This window comes from Actinoplanes oblitus, assembly GCF_030252345.1.
In the GTDB taxonomy this organism is placed as follows: domain Bacteria; phylum Actinomycetota; class Actinomycetes; order Mycobacteriales; family Micromonosporaceae; genus Actinoplanes; species Actinoplanes oblitus.
On record NZ_CP126980.1, the window covers coordinates 411,278 to 429,386 of the forward strand.

At 71.8% G+C, this 18,109-nt stretch carries 14 protein-coding genes; 5 read left to right on the forward strand and 9 right to left on the reverse strand.

Features of this window, described 5'->3' with window-relative positions; all coding sequences use genetic code 11:
* Positions 1 to 6: 6 nt before the first annotated feature.
* The 5 genes from Actob_RS01900 to Actob_RS01920 all read left to right on the forward strand — a co-directional run bounded on the left by Actob_RS01900 (position 7) and on the right by Actob_RS01920 (position 8,215).
* The gene (locus Actob_RS01900) at positions 7 to 2,304 is read left to right on the forward strand and encodes a hypothetical protein (RefSeq protein WP_284918215.1); all 2,298 of its coding nucleotides are present in this window, start codon (positions 7 to 9) and stop codon (positions 2,302 to 2,304) included.
* A 65-nt stretch (positions 2,305 to 2,369) separates the two neighbouring features.
* Entirely contained in the window at positions 2,370 to 3,680 is a 1,311-nt protein-coding gene (locus Actob_RS01905) for a sensor histidine kinase (RefSeq protein ID WP_284922210.1), read from the forward strand.
* 40 nt (positions 3,681 to 3,720) lie between these two features.
* Positions 3,721 to 5,277: a M1 family metallopeptidase gene (locus Actob_RS01910; protein ID WP_284918217.1), complete on the forward strand. Its 1,557-nt coding sequence runs from the start codon at positions 3,721 to 3,723 to the stop codon at positions 5,275 to 5,277.
* Between the two features lie 21 nt (positions 5,278 to 5,298).
* A complete protein-coding gene (locus tag Actob_RS01915; RefSeq protein WP_284918218.1) occupies positions 5,299 to 5,943 on the forward strand; it encodes a response regulator in 645 nt (214 codons plus the stop codon).
* Positions 5,944 to 6,013: 70 nt separating this feature from the next.
* Positions 6,014 to 8,215, forward strand: a complete 2,202-nt coding sequence (locus Actob_RS01920; protein WP_284918220.1) for an MMPL family transporter — start codon at positions 6,014 to 6,016, stop codon at positions 8,213 to 8,215.
* A gap of 222 nt (positions 8,216 to 8,437) precedes the next feature.
* On the opposite strand, the gene crcB is transcribed toward Actob_RS01920, so the two are convergent.
* The 9 genes from crcB to Actob_RS01965 form a co-directional block, all read right to left on the reverse strand.
* Complete coding sequence (gene crcB, locus Actob_RS01925; RefSeq protein ID WP_284918222.1) at positions 8,438 to 8,794, reverse strand: fluoride efflux transporter CrcB; 357 nt, start codon at positions 8,792 to 8,794, stop codon at positions 8,438 to 8,440.
* Between the two features lie 24 nt (positions 8,795 to 8,818).
* Positions 8,819 to 9,232, reverse strand: coding sequence for a fluoride efflux transporter FluC (locus Actob_RS01930; RefSeq protein WP_284918223.1), 414 nt, complete (start codon positions 9,230 to 9,232; stop codon positions 8,819 to 8,821).
* A gap of 275 nt (positions 9,233 to 9,507) precedes the next feature.
* A complete protein-coding gene (locus tag Actob_RS01935) occupies positions 9,508 to 10,473 on the reverse strand; it encodes a right-handed parallel beta-helix repeat-containing protein (RefSeq protein WP_284918224.1) in 966 nt (321 codons plus the stop codon).
* Between the two features lie 80 nt (positions 10,474 to 10,553).
* Positions 10,554 to 11,528 carry a hypothetical protein gene (locus tag Actob_RS01940; RefSeq protein WP_284918225.1) on the reverse strand — a complete coding sequence of 325 codons (975 nt, stop codon included), beginning with the start codon at positions 11,526 to 11,528 and terminating at the stop codon, positions 10,554 to 10,556.
* On the reverse strand, positions 11,525 to 13,126 hold the full coding sequence (locus Actob_RS01945; protein ID WP_284918226.1) for a hypothetical protein: 1,602 nt from the start codon (positions 13,124 to 13,126) through the stop codon (positions 11,525 to 11,527). Before Actob_RS01945 ends, Actob_RS01940 begins: the two co-directional genes overlap by 4 nt.
* A gap of 1 nt (position 13,127) precedes the next feature.
* Complete coding sequence (pseI, locus tag Actob_RS01950) at positions 13,128 to 14,144, reverse strand: pseudaminic acid synthase (protein ID WP_284918227.1); 1,017 nt, start codon at positions 14,142 to 14,144, stop codon at positions 13,128 to 13,130.
* Positions 14,141 to 14,590 (reverse strand): GNAT family N-acetyltransferase, encoded by a 450-nt coding sequence (locus Actob_RS01955; RefSeq protein ID WP_284918228.1) that lies wholly within the window; start codon positions 14,588 to 14,590, stop codon positions 14,141 to 14,143. The genes pseI and Actob_RS01955 overlap by 4 nt, the downstream gene beginning before the upstream one ends.
* Positions 14,591 to 14,594: 4 nt before the next feature.
* Positions 14,595 to 15,656, reverse strand: a complete 1,062-nt coding sequence (locus Actob_RS01960; RefSeq protein WP_284918231.1) for a glycosyltransferase — start codon at positions 15,654 to 15,656, stop codon at positions 14,595 to 14,597.
* Positions 15,657 to 15,742: 86 nt separating this feature from the next.
* On the reverse strand, positions 15,743 to 18,076 hold the full coding sequence (locus Actob_RS01965; protein WP_284918232.1) for a putative bifunctional diguanylate cyclase/phosphodiesterase: 2,334 nt from the start codon (positions 18,074 to 18,076) through the stop codon (positions 15,743 to 15,745).
* Positions 18,077 to 18,109 lie beyond the last annotated feature (33 nt).

Here is an 18,109-nt window from a genome sequence, read left to right on the forward strand (position 1 = left end):
CGAGCGATGACAACTACCCTGGTGGCCCGCACGGCCACGGAGCCGGCGTCCCGCGAGGCCGGCGAGTGGCGCTCGCTGCTGCCCTGGATCGTGCCGGCGGTGGCGGCGCTCTGGGCACTGCTCGGCACCGGCACACCGGCCCGGGACATCGCGCTCTACGGCGGGTACTTCCTGCTGGCGATCGTCGTACCGGGAACTCTGGTCTTCCGGGTCCTCTTCGGCAGCCGTGGCAACTGGCCGGAGGACCTGACCCTGGGCACCGCCACCGGCCTGGTGGTCATGCTCGCCGGCTGGGCCCTCGGCGCCGCGCTCGGCCAGCAGTCGCTGCTGATCGGCTGGCCGGTCCTGGTGGTGCTGCCGTTCCTGCTGGTGCCCCGGCTGCGGCGGAGCTGGCGGCGCGGCGCCGGCGACCCGCTGCCGGTCGGCTGGCACTGGGCGATGGCGGCCGTGCTGCTGCTGGTGATCCTCTGGCTGGCCACCGTCTTCCAGAACTTCCCGCTGCCGCCGGTTCGGTTCGAGTACTACAAGGATCTCTACTACCACCTGGCGCTCGTGCACGAGATGACCCGCTCGATGCCGTTCCAGGTGCCGCAGCTGGCCGGGTACGAACTCCGCTACCACTACCTCTCCGACGCGGACCTGGCCACCGCCAGCATGGTCACCGGGATCGCGCCGACCACCCTGCTGTTCCGGCTGTGGCTGCTGGCGATCACGGTGGCCGGCGTGTTCGCCTTCGCCACCCTGGCCCGGGTGCTCAGCGGCCGCTGGTGGGCCGCGCCGGTCGCGGCGGTGGCCGGGTTCGCCGGGCAGGCGGTGTCGTTCGGCTCGGCGGCCGCCACCTTCAACAGCGGCGGCCCGGTGACCCTGCTCAGCCCGTCGCAGGACATCGCCATGCCGCTGATCGCCCTGTTCGCGGTGCTCGCCGTGGACCGGCTGCGCGGCCGGCCGCTCGGCTGGGGCTGGGCGTTCCTGCCGTTGCTCGCGGTGGCCGGGGCCGGGTCCAAGGCGAGCGTGCTGCCGCCGCTCGCGGCCGGGCTAGCGCTGACCGGAGTGGTGTCCCTGGGGCAGCGGCGGAAGGTGCCGTGGGCGGCCGCCGGACTGTTCGCGGTGACCGTGTTCGGCATGCTCTTCGGTGCGAGGTTCTTCGCCGGCGGCGGGGCGAGCGTGCTGCAGCCACAGGCGCTGGGCACGCTGCGCTGGCTGGCGCCGTACACGGAGACGCTGGGCGTCGACGACGGCCCGCGGTGGGGTGGCTTCGTACCGCCCGGTGTCGAGGCGGCGGGCACCACCGGCCGGCTGTTCGTCGCCTGGGTGGTGATCTGGGCCCTGCTGCTGCAGGCACCCCGCCTGATCGGGCTGGTGGTGCCGCCCCGCACGCGGGGGACCGGTGACCCGGCGTTCGCGCTGATCGCCGGAGTCCTGCTCGCCGGCCTCGGCGCGACCTGGGTGTTCTGGCATCCGACGGCGAGCCAGGTCTACTTCTACGCCGGCGTCATCCCGTTCGGCGCGGTGCTGGCCGCCTGGTCGCTGGCCGACCGGGTGCGCTCCTGGCGCGTCCCGGTGGCCGGGGCGGTGGCCGGCGCCCTCTGCGCGGTGCTGCTGCCCCGCGTCGATCCGCCGGCCCACCCGACCATCGGCCACTGGGCCTGGACGATGGCCGTGCCGCTGCTCCGGCTCGCCGCGATCACCGCGGTGGTGATCGTGGTGCTGGTGGCCGTCTGGCGGGGCCGGGCCCGGCGGGCGCTGCCGGTGGCGCTGGTCGCCGCGACGCTGGGCGCCGGGGTGGCCTCCTACACCGCGCAGAACGTCGCCGCGATGACCGTCACCGCGGCACCCAAGGGTGAGCCGAAGTACCAGCTCACCGCGCTGGAGATGCGGGCGGCGCAATGGCTGGACCGGAACGCCGGCCGCGACGACCTGGTGGCCACCAACGTGCACTGCCGGCCGATGAACGCCACCACGCTCTGCGACGCGCGGGCCTTCTGGGTGGCCGGGCTGGGCGGGCGGCGCACCCTGGTGGAGAGCTGGGGTTACAGCGACCAGGCGGTGGCGGTGAACGGGGTGGGCAACCGGATCTACTACTACCAGCCGGCGCCGGACAGGGCGTTGTTCGAGCTGAACCAGCGGGCGTTCACCACCGGTGACCCGGCGGTCGTCGCCCGGCTGCGTGACGAGTACGGCGTACGCTGGTTGTTCGCCGACAGCCGGGCCGGTGCGGTGGCGCCGGAGCTGTCCGCTGTCGCCACGCAGCGCCTCCGGCTCGGTACGGTGACCATCTATGAACTGGGCCGGGGGTCGGGTTAACCCTACCGTCGATCGGGCGGCCCGCAGGATCGGATGGGAGGGCTCCGGTGCCTAGCGTCGAGGACATGGAGACGACGTACGCCGGAGCCCCGGCCACCTACCCCATCGCCCCGGCCCGGCGCTACCTGCGTCAGCTGGGCATCGACACGCAGTTCGTGCTGCTCGGCTTCCCGATCGGGCTGCTCACCATCGTGCTCTGCCTGGCCGGGTTCGCGGTCGGCGTGGGCACCGCGATCATCTGGATCGGGGTGCCGTGGCTGGCCGCGACGCTCCTGATGGCCCGCGGTTTCGCGCACATCGAGCGGCGCCGGGTGGCGTCGGTGCTGCGCCGCCGGATCACGCCCCCGATCTACCGCACCGCACGCACCAAGGGCCGGGTGGCCAAGGTGTTCGCCCCGATCGCCGACGGCCAGTCCTGGCTGGACCTGGCGCACGGCATCTTCCGGTTCATCCCGAGCACCATCGCCTTCTGCTTCGTCTTCACCTGGTGGGTGGTCGCGCTGGCCGGCCTCACCTACCCGCTCTACGACTGGGCGCTGCCGCACCCGCCGGACAACATGGAGCTGCCCGAGCTGCTCGGCTTCCCGGACACCGCCACCGTGCGGATCGTCTTCAACCTGGGGATCGGCCTGTTCTTCGCCCTCACCCTGTTCCCGGTGGTGCGCGGATCCGCGCTGCTCGAGGCGCAGTTCGCCAGGGGCATGCTGAACGGGGTCAACGAGCTGCGCCGGCAGGTGGCCGAGGCGAACGCGGCCCGGGACGTGGCGCAGGAGCAGAAGGCCGCCGCGGTCTCGGCCGAGGCGACGGCGCTGCGCAAGCTGGAGCGCGACATCCACGACGGCCCGCAGCAGCGGCTGGTCCGGCTGGCCATGGACCTGGGGCGGGCCGAGCAGCAGTTCGCCAACGACCCCGAGGCGGCCCGGGCCACCGTCGCCGAGGCGCTCGCCCAGACCAGGGAGACCCTTGACGAGCTGCGCGCGCTGTCCCGGGGGATCGCCCCGCCGATCCTTGTCGACCGCGGGCTGCGGGCCGCGCTGACCGCCCTGGCCGGCCGCTGCACCGTCCCGGTGGACCTGGACGCCCCGGTGGCCGAGCGGCTGGACCCGGCGGTGGAGTCGACGGCGTACTTCGTGGTGGCCGAGGCGCTGACCAACGTCGCCAAGCACAGCCACGCCAGCGAGGTGCGGGTCAGCGTGGAGCGGCTCGCCACCGGCCTGCTCGTCACCGTCGCCGACGACGGCGTCGGCGGGGCCAGCCTGGCCAAGGGACACGGCCTGGCCGGCCTGGACGACCGGGTCAAGGCGGCCGGCGGGGTGCTGGCCGTGGAGAGTCCCGAGGGCGACGGCACCCGGCTGACGGCGGCCCTGCCCATATAGATGATGCGTGGGGTTGCGACGGGGCCGTATCGTCGCGAGCATGCGTAAGATCGTCAATGGCCTGTCCGCGGCGCTCGCCGCGGGCACTGCCGTGCTCGTCGCTGTCGCCGGGAGCGCGTCTCCCGCCCTCGCCGCCGCGGGCACCCCGGGTTCCGCCGGCCTCGGTGACCGTCTGTACCCCCTGCTCGGCAACGGCGGGTACGACGTCCAGAACTACAACCTGACCCTGAAGTACCCGGCCAAGAACCCCACCCAGGCCGTCACCGGCAACGTGGTGATCACCGCGAAGGCCACCCAGAACCTCTCCCGGTTCGACCTCGACTTTGGCGGCCAGAGCGTCGCCAACGTCTGGGTGAACGGGAAGGCCGCCGGCTTCCGCCGCTCCGGCGACGAGCTGGTCATCACCCCGGCCCACTACCTGCCGAAGGGCAAGACCTTCAAGGTCTACGTCGGCGGCTTCACCGCCACCCCGACCTCGGCCAGCGCCCTGGAGCCGGAGGGCTTCGTCTCCACCGCCGACGGCACCGTGCTGGCCGGTCAGCCGAACACCTCGCACGAGCTGTTCCCGAGCAACGACCACCCCCGGGACAAGGCGACCTACACCATCACGCTGACCACCCCGCAGGGCTGGATCGGCGTGGCCAACGGCAAGCATGTCCGGGACACCAGGAAGGCCGGCTACGTCTCGTCGACCTACCGCGAGTCCAAGCCGATGGCCAGCGAGCTGGTCCAGGTCGTGGCCGGCGACTTCGTGGTGAAGAACCGCGCGGCGGTCGGCGGCGTGCCGGTCCGCGACGTGGTGCCCCGGCGCCTGGCCGCCAGCCTGCTGGACAAGGCCAAGGTCGAGCGCTCGCAGATCGCCTGGATGACGAAGAAGGTCGGCAAGTACCCGTTCGAGAACTACGGGTCGCTGGTCATCGACGCCGACCTCGGCTTCGCGCTGGAGACCCAGACCCTTTCCCTGTACGACACCGGCATCTTCAACTACCCGGCCTACACGCGTAACCCGGTCATGACGCACGAGCTGGCGCACCAGTGGTTCGGCGACAGCGTGGCCCCGAAGTCGTGGAGCGACGTGTGGCAGAACGAGGGCCACGCGACCTGGTACGAGCTGCTCTACGCGGCGGACACCAAGACCTTCAAGAAGTACACCGGGTTCAGCAGCCGGGACGCGTACTTCAAGGCGGTCTACCAGCTGGCCAACCAGTGGCGTGCCCAGTACGGCCCGGTGGCCCGCCCGAAGAGCTCGAAGTCGGTCTGGGACGTGTTCAACCCGAACGTGTACTCCGGCGGCGCGCTCGTCCTGTACGCCCTGCAGCAGAAGATCGGCGACAAGAAGTTCCAGAAACTGGAGCGCACCTGGGTGAGCAAGTACCGCGGCAAGTCGCCCTCCACCCAGGACTTCATCAAGCTGGCCTCGAAGGTCTCCGGGCAGAACCTGAACTCGTTCCTGACCAAGTGGCTCTACGGCAAGAAGGTCCCGCCGATGCCGAAGCACAGCAGCTGGAAGCCGACCGGCGCCTCGTCGCAGGCGTTCGGCGCCGGTGAGACCAGCGTCATCACTCCCGCCCAGCACGAGCGGCCCGCGCAGGGCTGAGCGATCTGACAGCATGGCGGCATGCGGGTGGTGATTGCCGATGACGCCGTGCTGTTGCGCGAGGGACTGGTCCGGCTCGTCGAGGAGAACGGGCACACCGTGGTCGCGGCCGTCGGTGACGGGCCGTCCCTCGTCGCGGCGATCCGGGAGCACCGTCCGGACGTCTCCATAGTGGATGTCCGGATGCCTCCGTCGCACACCGACGAGGGGTTGCGGGCCGCCGTGGCGGCCCGCGCCGAGGTGCCCGGCACCCCGATCCTGGTCCTCTCGCAGTACGTCGAGGTGTCCTACGCCGACGACCTGCTGGCCGACCGCCGTGGCGGGGTCGGTTACCTGCTCAAGGACCGGGTCGCGCTGGTCGCCGACTTCCTCGACGGGCTGCGCCGGGTGGCCGGGGGCGGCACCGTGCTCGACCCCGAGGTGGTCGGCCAGCTGCTGGTCCGGCGCCGCCGCGACGATCCGCTGCGCACCCTCACCCCGCGCGAGCGCGAGGTGCTCGGGCTGATGGCCGAGGGCATGTCGAATGCCGCTATCGCCCGCAAGATGGTGGTCACCGACGGCGCGGTGGAGAAGCACGTCCGCAACATCTTCACCAAGCTCGACCTGCACCAGGACGAGGAGCAGCACCGGCGGGTGCTGGCCGTGCTGGCCTACCTGCAGACGTAGGGTTAGCCCTACCCCAAGTCGGGGGCTCGCCGGATCGTCGGTGATGTCTGTGATCCATAGCGTTCTCGCCATGGAGACCAGGGGGAAAGTGAAAGGGATCGCGGCGCGCGCCGCGATCTGGAGCGCCCGGCACCGGGTGCTCGCGATACTCGGCTGGATCGCCTTCGTGGCCGCGACAGTGGTGCTCAGCGCCCAGTTCGGCACCCGTGAGGCGACCTCGGCCGAGCAGGGCAACGGCGACTCCGGCCGGGCCGACAAGATCGTTGAGGCGGCCGGGTTCCCGGTGCGGCCGGCCGGCGAGATGGTGCTGATCCAGAACCGGGCCGGCACCGACCGGGCCGCTGTCACCACCGAGGTGACCCGGACGCTGAAGACGCTTGCCGACGTCACCGACGTGCAGGAGGCCATCCAGTCACCCGACGGCCGGTCGACGCTGGTGGCGTTCAGCGTCAAGGGCGACCCGGAGACGGCGAAGGAGCGGGTCGGCCCCGCCCTGGACGCGGTGGCCGAGGTGCAGGCCGCCCACCCGGAGCTCTATGTCGCCGAGGCGGGGGACGCCAGCGGCGACAAGCTGATCGGTGACGAGTTGGACGCGGGCCTGTCCCGGCTCTCCATGCTCTCCATCCCGGTCACGCTCGGCATCCTGCTGGTGGCGTTCGGCGCGGTGGTGGCCGCGCTGCTGCCGGTCGGCCTGGCGGTGACCGCGGTGATCGCGGCGATCGGGCTGATGGCGGCCGGTAGCCGGTTCGCGCACACGGTGGACGCCACGACGCACGTGATGCTGCTGGTCGGGCTCGCCGTCGGCGTCGACTACTGCCTCTTCTACATCCGCCGGGAACGCGATGAGCGCCGGGCCGGCGCCGATCCGGACCGGGCCCTGATGATCGCCGCGCAGACCTCCGGGCGGTCGATCTGGATCTCCGGTCTCACCGTGATCGTGGCGATGGCCGGCATGTTCCTCACCCACGACACCACGTTCGTCAGCTTCGGGTTGGGCACCATCCTGGTGGTCGCGACGGCGGTGCTCGGCTCGCTCACCGTGCTGCCGGCCCTGCTCTCGGCGCTCGGCGACCGGGTCGACGCCATCAAGATCCCGGGTCTCTACCGCCGGCGCAGCGACGGCCGCTTCTGGACCGGGCTGCTGCGGCTCGTGCTGGCCCGGCCGCTGATCTCCACGCTGGTCGCGGTGGGCCTGCTCGGCCTGCTGGCCGCTCCGGTGCTGGACATGCGTACCCGCGGGCAGAACATCCTGGACGTCTCGCCGAAGGCGCCGGTGGTGCAGGCGTACCAGGCGGTCAGCGAGGCGTTCCCGAGCAAGACCTCGCCGGCGCAGGTGGTGGTGCGGGCGCCGGTCGTCAAGGGCAAGCAGTTCGACCAGGCCCTCGCCGACTTCAAGACGGCGGTCGGGCGCAGTGGCGGCAAGCTGGTCGAGCCGGTCGACGTCGAGGTCAACCCGGCCGGCACTGTCGCCATCGTCTCGGTCGGCCTGGCCGGCAACGGGGAGAACAAGGCGTCGACGGACGCGCTGAAGCTGCTGCGCGGCGACGTCGTGCCGGCCTCGTTCGGCCACCTGCCCGGTGCGACAGCGCTGGTGACCGGGGCCGCCGCGGGCAACGCCGACTTCAACCACCAGATGCAGAAGAGCCTGCCCTGGGTGTTCGGGTTCGTGCTCGGGCTCGCCTTCATCCTGCTGCTGGTGTCGTTCCGATCGGTGACCGTGGCGATCACCGGGGTGGTGCTCAACCTGCTCTCCGTCGCCGCCGCCTACGGCATGCTGGTCTTCGTCTTCCAGTACGGGCACTTCGACGAGCAACTCGGCTTCCTGCCCTCGGACGGCATCATCAACTGGATCCCGCTCTTCCTCTTCGTGATTCTTTTCGGACTCTCGATGGACTACCACGTGTTCGTGCTGAGCCGGATCCGCGAGGGGCACGACCGGGGACTGCCGACCCGGCAGGCGGTCAGCGAGGGCATCGGCCGCACGGCCGGCGTGATCACCAGCGCCGCGGTGGTGATGATGGCGGTGTTCGCGCTCTTCGCGACGCTGCCGCTGACCTCGACGAAGGAACTCGGGGTGGGGCTGGCGGCCGCGGTGCTGCTGGACGCCACGCTGGTCCGCGCGGTGCTGCTGCCGGCCGTGATGGCCCTGCTCGGCAAGGCGAACTGGTGGCTCCCGAGAGGGCTGCGCTGGCTGCCGGAGATCGCTCACGAGCCGCCGGCGCCGGTCGTCGAGCCGCGTGACGAGGAGCGCCGGCTGATGCCGGTGGGCTGAGATCCGCCGAAACGGTCCGGGTGCGCCGCGCATCCGGACCGCTTCGCGTCTGGGGTACGGCGGGGGCGGCGCTTCTAGGGGTCCGGCGGGTGCGGCGCTGGGGGTACGGCGGGGACGGCGCTTCTTCGGTTCAGCGGGGGCCGGGCTTGAGGGCGGCGCTTCTGGGCTGGGCGGGCGCGCTTCACGCGTACCGGAAATGGGGTGGATTTTGTGGGGGAGCGGTCAGAGCGCCTGGGCTGTGATGGCGCCGAGGCTTGCGGCGCCGAGGCCGGTGAGGAGGCTGACCAGCACATAGGCGACGGCGGTGGCCTGTTCGCCGCGGCGGGCGAAGGTGAGCGTCTCCCAGGAGAACGTGGAATAGGTGGTGAGCGCGCCGCAGAAACCGGTGCCGAGGAGCGCGGTCAGTCCCGGGGAGAGTGGCTGGCCGAGCAGGAACCCGAGGACCAGCGAGCCGACCGCGTTGACGGCGAGGGTGCCCCACGGGAAACCGGTGCCGTAGCGGGCCTGGACGTAGCGATCGGTCAGGTAGCGCAGCGGCGCCCCGATCGCCGCGCCGAGCGCGACCAGCAGCAGTGTCATCTCACGTCTCCCGCCGGGCCCGCGTCATCGGGCGTCGACCGGGGCCTCGTGCCGCGGGCGGGTGCCGAGTGCGGCGAGGGTGCTGCCGGCCCAGACGGCGAGGAGGGCGCCGGTGATCGTGGCGGCCAGATAGCCGAGCCCGATCGCGGGGGTGGCGTGCTGGACCTCGACCTCGGCGGTGGAGAACGTGGTGTAACCGCCGAGCAGGCCGGTGCCGAGGAAGAGCCGGGTCAGGCGGTGCCCCGGGCGGAAATGGGCGAGCAGGGTGAACAGGACGCCGATCAGGAAACAGCCGGAGACGTTGATCAGCCAGGTGGACCAGGGGAACTCGCTCGAGGTGTGTGGCCAGGCCGCGCCGATGGCGTAGCGGGCCAGCGCGCCGAGCACGCCGCCGGCCGAGACGGCGGCCAGCGCCCGGCGATCAACGTCGAGATCCATCACGGGCACGGTATCGCGCGGGCGGCCGGGGGGACGTGGCGGCGTCCTCCCCGGCCGGTTCCGGGCGCTTCGGGGCAGATCCACCGATCGCATGAAACGACCTGAAACAGGCGTTGTAAATGCCCGTTGACCTGTGCCTCAGCGGTTTCAACGTCCACTGTAGGCGACGATCTTGCACGGTGGTAATCCGGCCCGGCACGCTTTCTTGACGTAGTCTCGCGGCTCCGCAGCGTCGCATTCCGGGCCGGCCGGCGAGGTGATCTGGACCGGCCGCGCTACGAGTGGATGCAGGTGTTGCCGGTGGTGACAGTGAGCTCGCGGAGGGCCACGCCGGGGGCCTGCTCGACGAGAACCGGGGACCAGCTGTCGCCGGATCCGGCGCCGGCGATCCGGCAGTCGCGGACCTCGCAGTCGCGGTAGGCGAGCACGGTGACCACGCCGTCCACCTCGCTGCGGCCCCACCCGGCGATCCGGACCGCGTACCGGGGGCCGGACCAGCGCACGCACACGTCGCTCACCACGATGCGGGCGCCGACGTCCTCCGACGACGACACGAAGCGGTTGGTGTTGTCGCCGGGTAGCAGCCGGAAGCCCATCTCCACGTCGTGCAGGCAGGCGCCGGTCACCCGTACGTCGTGCACCGAGCTGAGGTAGAACCCCTCGGTCGCGTCCCGGACCCGCAGGTCGGAAACGGTCAGCCGGTGCGGGTGGTAGGTGGGGCCGACGATCGACGACACGTCGGCGCCGGCCGCGCCCCAGTGCACAGCGACCCCGGTGTACCCGCCGGTGACCAGCACGTCGTGCAGGACGACGTCGCGCACCGCGCCCATCACGCCGATCGCGTTCGCGGTGCGCAGCGGGCCGTGGTCGACGTGTACCCGGTGCACCTCGACCGCACTGATCCACTGCGGTTCGCCCGGGTAGAGGTACTCGCCGACGGTGAGGCCGGTGCCCCGGTCGCCGCCGTGCTCACCCGGGTCGGACGGGGCCGGCCGGAGCCCGAGGTCGCTGATCGCGACCTCGGAGCCGAGCACGTGCAGCACCGGATGCCCGGTCCGGGACTCGGAGATCAGCCAGGTGTTCTCGGCCGAGGCACCGCGCACCGTCCAGCCGCCGGGCACCCGCAGCCCCTCGGCCAGCCGGTGGTTGCCGGGCGGCAGCTCCAGCTTGCCGGGCGGCTGGGTGTCCAGCAGGTCCTGCAGGTTCCGGTGGTTCGCCACCGGGTCATCACCGAGGATCATGGTGCTCCGCTCAGGTGCCGGGAGGGGCCGCGAGTGTCAGGCCGGAGAAGAGGGCGCCGGGAGGGTGGCCGGGACCGGCATCAGCCGACAGGCGCGGACGCCGGGGCCGGGACCGGCTTGAGGCGCCAGGACAGCGTCGGCTGTGCCTGCGCCGAGCCGAGCAGCACCGGATTCGGCGCCGGCTCGGCGAACCGCAACGTGGCCACCCCGTCGGCGCCGCGGGACACCTCGACCGGCACCGGCTCGCCGGTGACCAGGTCGGTGGCCAGCACCCCGCTCAGCTCGCCGGGCCGCTGCGGGAGGGCCCGCACCGCCACCCGCCGGGCCGCCCGGGTCAGTTTGAACACGGCGCGGGCCGGTTTCTGCCGGGTCCACCGGTTGCCCGGGCTGACCGGCAGCGGCGGGGCGGCCGCCACCCCGGCCGATTCCAGCCGGTAGCCGAGCGCACCGCCCGGCTGCACGACAGCGAAGTCGCAGCCGCTGTGCCCGGGCGGGCCGCTGACCGGTTCCGGCTGGTCGGCTTCCCGCACCACGACGCTGTTGAGCCGCAGGCCGATCGCCGACCGCGGGCTGAGCCGCGCCGCCGCCCACTCCGGGTGCCGCGCCTCGGCCAGCTCCACGATCAGCATGCCGTCCTCGGCCAGCTCGCCGGCGGCCAGGTCGAAGCCGAGGGTGGCGGTGGCCGGCGCGGCGCTGCGCCAGCCCTGGCGCCGGGCCAGCACCACAGCGCCGCGGATCCGGCCCTGCACTCGGACCAGGACCAGCCGGGGCAGCTCGGGTGCGAGCCGGGACGGCCGTACCCGGTCGGACCACCAGCGGGTGGCCATCTCGTCCAGGCCGATCGAGACGGTGACCCGGACCGGTCCGCCGGTGCCGTTCACCTTGATCGCGACCGCGCCGAACTCGCCGGTGGCCCGGCTGACGATGCCGGTGCCCCGGATCATCTGGTCCAGGATCAGGATCGACGGGCTGGCCCCGCTGGTCAGGTTCAACGGGAGCGACGCGGCCACCGACGGCTCGTCGAAGTCGGTGCGGAAGTACGAGCCGACCCTCATGAGAGACCGGCCGGCGCGAGGGACTGGCCGGCCGGGGCCGCGGCGAGGTCGGTCCGGGTGAGCAGCGGCTCGCGCCGGGTCCACATCCGCGCCACCGTCTCGAACAGCGGGTCGGCGTCGCTCTCGATGTGCCGGAACGTCGCCCGCATCGACTTGAGCAGGATGTTCGGTCCCCAGACCTCCCACTGCGGCACCTGCGGGGTGACCACGTCCGAGCCGCTGCGGTAGAGCCACAGCCAGAGCCGGGCCCGTTGCACCTGCTCCTCGGTGACCAGCGGGACGCCGTCCTTGATCGCGTTGATGCTCTCGTCGAGCGTCTTGAAGTACGAGTCGGTCGAGTCGACCACCGTGGACAGCCCGCACGAACTCCACTCCGACCAGCCGGCCTGCACCACCGGAATGCCGTAGGCGGGCAGCTCGTTGCTCACGCTGCCGCGCACCGTGACGCCCAGGTCGGTCAGGCTCCACAGCGCGTTCTTGCTGAGCGTGGCGCTCGGCTGGAAGATCATGTGCCGGGACTTCTTGTGCTGCTTTGCCAGCTCGTCGAAGAAGCCGGTCGAGTCGTAGAGCCGCTGGCTCGGGTGGTCCAGGAACATCCACTGCGCGTCGGTCCGGGAGGCCGCCCAGTTCGCGGTGTCGGTGAACCACTCGGAGAGGCTGGGGAACAGCTCCCGGTTGGTGCCCAGCGCGTCCGACACGGCGTGGTTGAAGACCGCGATGATCGGCTTGTCCGGGTCGAACCCGAACCGGGCAGCGGCGTGGCTGCGCAGCAGGGCCCGCTCGGCCGGATTGTTCAGGTCGACCGAGGCGTTGGTGCCACCCCGCCACCAGCTTGGCCGGCCCAGGTTGACCTTGGCCCGCCAGGCGATCAGCTCGGTGGTCGGGCGCAGTTCCGCCCGGCGCGGCCAGACCCGGGTCTCGAAGATCTCGCCGATCTGCCGGGTCAGCTCACCGCGGAACGTCTCGGTGTGCGTGTCGTGCTCGGGGAAGAGCGCGTACGCCTTGAGGCAGCCGGTCTGCTGGGTGTGGATCACCGGGACGCCGGCCCGCCGCGCCACGTCCACCGCCAGACCCCACTGGTCGTAGTCGACGTGGCTGGTCACCAGCGCGACCACGTTCCGCTGCTGGAAGACGTCCGCGTAGTACGCGGCCAGCGCGTTGCCGTAGCGGACCCGCTCGGCCGGCGGGTTCTCCCGCATCCGGGGCAGCTTGGCCAGCCGGGCGTCGGTCGCCTTGATGTTGTCCATGACGTCGAAGGCCGGCTTGGCGTCCGACGCGCGGACGATGTCCCAGACGTCGATCACCTCGGAGGCGCCGTACGCCGTGCCGAACTCCCGCACCAGCGACACGTCGAAGCCCTGCCACAGCGTCTTCGCCCAGGCCTCCTCGACCCCCGTGAAGATCACCAGCCGGGCCGGCCGCACCCGGCGGATCGCGTTGGCCACCGCCAGGTTGCGCAGCGTGACCCGGATGTCCTGGTGGAACGCCTCCACCAGGATCACCCCGTCATCGGTGGCCGGTGGCAGGTTCTTCTGCCAGAACACCTCGGCCGCGTTGAGGAAGTGCTTCCACTCCTGCTTGTTCGCTTTCAGCTGCACGTCAGATCAGGTCCCAGGTCAGTGGAGTTCCCTTGGCGGCGTCGGTGCGGAAGACGCGACCGAGCACCTGGCCGATCGCGTCCGGCTCGAGGCCGCCGGTGGGCCGGATGGAGCGGACGTTCGCCTCGGTCACCGGCTCGCCGGCCTTGACGTCGGTCACCACGTAGAGCGAGCGGCGGAACCGCAGGCCCTCCTTCTCCGCCTCGGTCGGGCCGATGGCTGTGGTGCCCAGCGCCTGCCAGGCCCGCTCCGATTCCACCACGAGCGCGGCGAGCTCGCCCGGGTCGAGGGAGAACGCCGAGTCCACGCCGCCGTCGGCCCGGTCCAGCGTGACGTGCTTCTCGATCAGCACGGCGCCGAGCGCGACGGCCGCGATCGGCACGCCGATGCCCAGCGTGTGGTCGCTCAGGCCGATCGGCAGTCGCAGCGCCTCGGCCAGCACCGGGATGCGCCGCAGGTTCGTCGACTCCGGCGGAGCGGGGTAGGACGCGGTGCAGCTGAGCACGGTGATGTCGGTGGCGCCGGCGCCCCGCGCGGCGTCGACCGCCGCGGTGATCTCCCGGAGCGTCGCCATGCCGGTGGAGATGATGATCGGCTTGCCGGTCGAGGCGCAGAGCCGGATCAGCGGCAGGTCGGTGATCTCCGACGAGGCGATCTTGTAGCGCGGCGCGTCCAGTTTCTCCAGCAGCTCGACGGCTGTCGGGTCGAACGGGCTGGAGAACGCCTCGATGCCCCGCTCCCGGGCGCGCTCGAAGATCGGCGCGTGCCAGTCCCACGGGGTGTGCGCGCGGGTGTAGAGGTCGTAGAGGTACTCCCCGCCCCACAGCTCATGACCCGCGGAGAGCTGGAACCGCGGATGTCTGACGTCCACGGTGAGGGTGTCAGCGGTGTACGTCTGGATCTTGATGGCGTCCGCGCCCGCGTCCGCGGCGGCGTCCACCAGCTGCAACGCCCGGTCCAGGGAACCGTTGTGGTTCCCCGACATCTCCGCGACGATGTAGGGCTTCGTTCGACTCATTTCGCTCTCTCTGTCCAGACGACCGTCTTCGGGACCCCGTCGACCAGCCGTTCGTATCTGCGCGTCTCGCGGAAGCCGAAGCGCCGGTGCAGGGCGAGCACCTGCTTGTTCTCCTCGAGCGTCTCGCCGCCGAGGGTCTCCAGGCCGAGGGTGCCGAAGGCGTACTCGACGGCCTCCTGCTCCAGCCGCATCCAGGCCGGCAGCAGGCGCCGGCCGAGCCCCTCGACGTCGAGGTAGAACGACCAGGTGCTGCCGTTGAAGATGACCACCCCGGCCGGTACGCCGTCCTCCTCGTAGATCAGGACGTCGCCGCCGTGGCTCGCCCACCAGGCCGCGTGTTCGGCCGGCTGGATCTCGTGGGTGGTGAGGCTGACGGCGCGTACCGCCGGGTGGTTGCGCCAGCTCAGGACCTGGTCGCGGTCGGAATCGGTGGCGGGTCGAAGCACGCGGTCAACGTAGGGAGGTGGTTTGGACCGGTCGTGGAGTTGAGGAGAGGTCCGGGGAAACCGCAGGTGTCGGTTCGGTGGACCGCTTCCGGGAACCGGCCAGCCGATAGCCGGCCCGCAGCGCCGAGTACAGCGCGTAGCTGTTCGCGGCGACCAGCCGGTGTTTCAGTCCCGCGGCGCCGGCCGGTGGGCGGTGCCCGGCGGGCAGGTGCCGGCGGTACTGCCTGACGATGCCCCGGAAGAAGCGGCGGCGGCAGCTCGGGTGCATCCGGGAGTCGTTGCCGGCCACCACCAGCAGGTGATTGATCATCAGGGTGAACACCCGGGCCCGTACGCCGGGCGCGGCCCCCAGCCGATCGAGCCGCTCGTGCAGCTCGTCGTACTGCTCGAAGGCCTCGAAATGCCGCTCGCTGCGGGTCGCGGTGATCGACCCCGGCCGGCCGACCCGGTAGTGATAGCAGACCCGGTTCAGCACCTCGACGCGCTCGGCGGCGACCAGCACCGGGTTGCTGAACGGGACGTCCTCGTACCACCCGGCGGGGAAGCGCAGCTCGTGCTCGGTGAGCAGGCCCCGCCGCGTGATCCGGTTCCACGCGGTGTGCTGCAGGCCGAGCAGCCGGTCCAGGGTGGCCGGGCCGGCCAGCACCGGGGAGCTGGCGTCGGGTTCCAGCCGCCCGTCCTCGTGCTCGCGCAGGTGGTCGACGAGCAGCACGTCCGGCGCTGACGCGCGGAGCCGGTCCAGCACGGCGCGCACCGAGCCCGGTGGCAGCCGGTCGTCGCTGTCGACGAACCAGACGTAGCGCCCGGTGGCCTCGGCCAGGCCGGCGTTGCGGGCCAGCCCGAGACCGACGTTGCTGGACAGGTGCAGCACCCGCAGGCCGCCGTGCCGGGCCGCGTAGGCGTCCAGCATCGCGCCGCAGCCGTCCGGTGAGGCGTCGTCGACGGCGATCACCTCGACCGACGCGTTCTCCTCCGGCGTCAGACCGGCCCGGATGGAGTCGAGGCAGGCCAGGAGGAAATCCTCGACCGCGTAGACCGGCACCACGACGGTCAGCAGAACATCCATCCGTCAACCGTGCGGGATCAACGTGACGCCGAGGCGAACCGCACCTGAAGCAGGCCTGCGACGAAGACGAATTCACCCAGGTGAGGTCACTCCTGGCGAGGGAAGAGCAGGTCGTCCATCGCCGTGGCGGTCAACGGCTCGGCGAAGTAGTAGCCCTGCCCCAGCTCGCAGTTCCCGCCGGCCAGCTCGCTCAGCTGCCCGGCGTCCTCGATCCCCTCCGCCACCGTGGACAGCTGCAACGCCTGACCGAGCTGGATGATGCCCAGGGTCAGCGCGGCAGCGGCCGGCAGATCGCCGATGTCGTCGACGAACGACTTGTCGATCTTGATGATGTCCACCGGGAAGTTCCGCAGGTACGCCAGCGACGAGTACCCGGTCCCGAAGTCGTCGATGGCCAGCCGTACCCCGAGCGCCTTGATCTCCTCCAGCCGGCGCAACGTCTCCGGCCGGTGGTCCACCAGCAGCGACTCGGTCAACTCGATGATCAGGCAGCGGGCCGGCAGGCCGCTCTCGGCCAGCGCCGCCGCGACCAGTTGTGGCAGGTCGGCCCGCTCCAGCTGGACCGCGGAGAGGTTCACGCTGACGGTCAGCGGCGCCTGCCCGTCCCGCTGCGCGTTCCACCGGGCCGCCTGCCGGCACGCCTCGCGAAGCACCCACTCGCCGATCGGCACGATCAGCCCGGTCTCCTCGGCGAGCGGGATGAACTCCAGTGGCGGGATCATCCCGCGCTCCGGATGCTGCCAGCGAACCAGCGCCTCCAGCCCGGAGATCTCCTCGGTGCGCAGCCGTACGATCGGCTGGAACCGCAGCTCGAACTCGTGCCGCAGCACCGCCCGGCGCAGGTCCGCCTCCAGTTCCAGGTGCCGCTGGAACGACTCGCGCATGGCCGGCTCGAAGACCGCGAGCTGGTCCTTGCCCTGCTTCTTCGCCTCGGACATCGCCAGGTCCGCGCGGACCAGCAGGTCCTCCGCGTCCACCAGGCCGGACTCGGCGTACGCCACCCCGACGCTGCAGGAGGCGAACACCTCCCGCCCGTCCAGGTCGAACGGCTCCCGCAGCGCGTGCACGATCCGCCGGGCCACCTGGACCGCCGCCGGCTCGGTCACCACGGGCAGCAGCACCGCGAACTCGTCGCCGCCCAGCCGGGCCGCCGTGTCCCCGGCGCGCAGGCACTCGCGCAGCCGGTCGGCCACCGCGGCCAGCAACCGGTCACCGGTCGCGTGCCCGAGCGAGTCGTTCACCACCTTGAACCGGTCCAGGTCGACCAGCAGCGTGGCCACCCCACCGGCCCCGGTGGTGGCCAGCGCGTTCTCGGTACGGGTGCGGAACAGCGAGCGGTTGGCCAGCCCGGTCAGCGAGTCGTGGAACGCGTGGTTCATCTCGCGCAGCGTGCGCGCGTCGGTGATGGCCAGGCTGACGTGCTCGGCGAACGCCTGCAGGATCTCCTGCGAGGCCCGGTCCCACGCGCGGATTTCCTGGTAGGAGCCGACGAACAGGGCCCCGACAACGGTGCCGTCCTCGTGCACCGGCACCGCCATCACGCTCTTCAGCCGGGCCCGGACGATCTCCGGCACCGCGATCGGCGAGTTCGCGTAGTCGTCCACGGCGACCAGCTCGTCGCCCATGATCGCGAGCCCGGCGACACCCAGCGCGGCGACCGGCACCGCCTGCAGCCGTGGTACCGCCTCGTCCGGGACGCCGCGGCTGGCGATCAGGCTGGTCCGGGCCGGGTCGTCGAGGTCCAGCACGGTCAGCCCGGCCATCTCCACGTCCAGCAGCTCGGCCGCGCTCGCGGTGATCTGGTCCAGGACCCGGCGCAGCGGCTCGCGCCGGGCGATCGCCCGCTGCACCGAGCCGAGCTCGTCGAAGAGCCGCTGCCGGCGCTGCAACGAGGTGATCAGGCGGTCGTTCTCGGCGGCCTGCCGGCGCTCCATCTCGATCAGGTGCAGCGCCTGCAGGCTCAGTTCGAGGACCCGGGCCATGCCGCGGAGCAGGCACACCTCCTCGACGGTGAACGGCGTCCGGCGGCCGAGCACCAGCACGCCGGGGACGACGCCACCGAGGTGGGCCAGGGTGACCGCGTAGCGGCGGCCGTCGACCTCCAGGTCGGCGCGCCGACCGGCGGCGATCTCGGTCAGGGCGCCGGCCGGGATCCGTTCGGCGGACAGTCCGACCGCCGCGACCACACCTCCGTCGACAGTCAGCACGGCGAGGTCGGCGCCGAGCGCGCGAGCCGCGCATTCGACGGCGGCATGCTGGGCGGCGGCCTCATCGGGCCGATCTGCGACGACGGCGAGGAACTCCGTCAGCTGCTGGGTGGCGAGCACGTCGTTGCAGTCGGCGCGGGCGCACCGCAGTTGAGGAATTGCAACCCGGGGGCGTGTTCCGGAGCCCGGCCGGCGGTGTGCCAATCTGGTCACGAGCGGTCAGTGTGCCGTCACGTATGGTTGTCA

Coding starts and splice junctions, on each gene's coding strand:
- Actob_RS01900 (WP_284918215.1), top strand. CDS start 7: ATGACAACTACCCTGGTGGCCCGCACGGCCACGGAGCCGGCGTCCCGC.
- Actob_RS01905 (WP_284922210.1), top strand. CDS start 2,370: ATGGAGACGACGTACGCCGGAGCCCCGGCCACCTACCCCATCGCCCCG.
- Actob_RS01910 (WP_284918217.1), top strand. CDS start 3,721: ATGCGTAAGATCGTCAATGGCCTGTCCGCGGCGCTCGCCGCGGGCACT.
- Actob_RS01915 (WP_284918218.1), top strand. CDS start 5,299: ATGCGGGTGGTGATTGCCGATGACGCCGTGCTGTTGCGCGAGGGACTG.
- Actob_RS01920 (WP_284918220.1), top strand. CDS start 6,014: ATGGAGACCAGGGGGAAAGTGAAAGGGATCGCGGCGCGCGCCGCGATC.
- crcB (WP_284918222.1), bottom strand. CDS start 8,794: ATGACACTGCTGCTGGTCGCGCTCGGCGCGGCGATCGGGGCGCCGCTG.
- Actob_RS01930 (WP_284918223.1), bottom strand. CDS start 9,232: ATGGATCTCGACGTTGATCGCCGGGCGCTGGCCGCCGTCTCGGCCGGC.
- Actob_RS01935 (WP_284918224.1), bottom strand. CDS start 10,473: ATGATCCTCGGTGATGACCCGGTGGCGAACCACCGGAACCTGCAGGAC.
- Actob_RS01940 (WP_284918225.1), bottom strand. CDS start 11,528: ATGAGGGTCGGCTCGTACTTCCGCACCGACTTCGACGAGCCGTCGGTG.
- pseI (WP_284918227.1), bottom strand. CDS start 14,144: ATGAGTCGAACGAAGCCCTACATCGTCGCGGAGATGTCGGGGAACCAC.
- Actob_RS01960 (WP_284918231.1), bottom strand. CDS start 15,656: ATGGATGTTCTGCTGACCGTCGTGGTGCCGGTCTACGCGGTCGAGGAT.